The organism is Acidiphilium sp. 34-64-41 (assembly GCF_002282635.1).
Lineage (GTDB): Bacteria > Pseudomonadota > Alphaproteobacteria > Acetobacterales > Acetobacteraceae > Acidiphilium > Acidiphilium rubrum.
In genome coordinates this window covers 1-1,652 of record NZ_NCJX01000169.1, presented here as the reverse complement: position 1 = coordinate 1,652, position 1,652 = coordinate 1, and the positions used below count along the sequence as shown (strand labels likewise).

General features: G+C 66.3%; 1 protein-coding gene. It reads right to left on the bottom strand.

What is annotated here, in order from left to right; genetic code table 11:
- Positions 1–139: 139 nt before the first annotated feature.
- Positions 140–1,652, bottom strand: a 1,513-nt coding sequence (locus B7X49_RS18645) for a response regulator (protein ID WP_286840634.1), incomplete at its 5' end; no start/stop codon positions are given.

Sequence of the window (1,652 nt, the reverse complement as noted above, 5' to 3'; positions counted from 1 at the left end):
CAGATCCAAGCGCCCATTTTGCATTTTTGATCATGCCACATCAGCCCAGTCTCCGTTCCAGCCGTCAAGCAGCACCACGATCACACAAATTGAGGCAGAACCTCTTTAAGGGAAACTGACACGGTCGGATGTCCACGGGCTACGGCGTATGCCCATCCGCCTCGGCCGCGAGCCGCGCCAGTGCCGCGACCGACGCAGCACCGGTCTTACGCATGATCGCCGCCCGATGCAGCTCGACCGTGCGCGGACTGATCCCGAGCATCCGGGCAATCACCTTGCTCGGCTGCCCGGCCAGCACCAGCTCCATGACATCGCGCTGCCGCGCCGTCAGCGTCGCCAGATGCCGCACCGCTTCCTCATGCAGCGCCCGCCGCGCCGTCAGATCCTGCCCCAGCGCGATCGCGCGGTCGATCCGGCTGAGCAGCTCGGCCGGGTTGACCGGCTTTTCGATGAAATCCGCCGCCCCCGCCCGCAGCGCCTCGACCGCGAGCGTCGCATCACTGACACCCGACAGCATCACCACCGGCGTGTCATCCCCGCCGTCCCGCACCGCCCGCAGCAGATCGATCCCGCTGCGCCCCGGCAGATTGACATCGATCACCAGACAGCCCGCCGCCTCGCCGGGACCACGCGCCAGAAACGCCTCCGCCGTCGCGAAATCGACGACCACCCGCCCCGCCGCCTCCAGCATCGCATGCAGCGCCGCACAGATCGCCGGATCGTCATCGATCACCACGATCGGCGCACTCGTCGCCGCTCCCACCGCCGGGCGCAGCGGCATCAGTTTCCGAACCGCAGCCGCCAACGCCACCAGCGACATCGGCTTGTTGAACTGCACGCAATCCTGCGTCGCAATCTCGCGCAAAGCCGCGGTCGATATATCCCCGGTCAGAACGATCACCGGCACCACCTGACCGATCGCCTCGCGCACGCGCGCGACCACCGCAATCCCGTTCATCGCGCCGGGCAGATTGTAATCGGCGATCACCAGATCCGGCCACGCGCCCCCCGCCACCAGCGCCAGCGCCTCGGCACCATCGGCGGCGGCGATCACCCGATACCCCTCCTCCTGCAGAAACATCACCAGCAGCGCGCGAATGTCAGGATCATCCTCGACCACCATGATCATCCCCGATGGCCGGACCGCCCCGGGCTGGTCCGCCACCGCCTCGACAGCCGCCACCACCGCCGTGACCGGCTCGGCAACCGTCGTAATCACGACCGAAAACACCGATCCGGTGCCCGGCTCCGATCGCACCGCAATCGGCAGACCCAGCAGATCGGTCAACCGCCGCACGATCGCAAGCCCCAGGCCCAGCCCGCGCGTCCGATTGCGCGAAGGATTATCGATCTGGTGATATTCCTCGAAAATCGCCTGCAATTCCTCCCGCGGAATCCCGATGCCGGTATCCCACACCTCCAGCCGCGCCTGCCCGCCAACCCGCCGGCAGCCCACCAGAATCCGCCCCCGCCTGGTATATTTCAACGCGTTCGATACCAGGTTGCGCAAAATCTGCGTCAGCAACCCCCGATCCGTCTCGATCGTCAGCGTACACGGCATCACATGAAAATCGAGCCCAAGCGCCACGGCATCGTCGGTGAATTCCTGGCGCAACCGGTCGAACACCGCATTGACCGCAAACCGGCTCGCC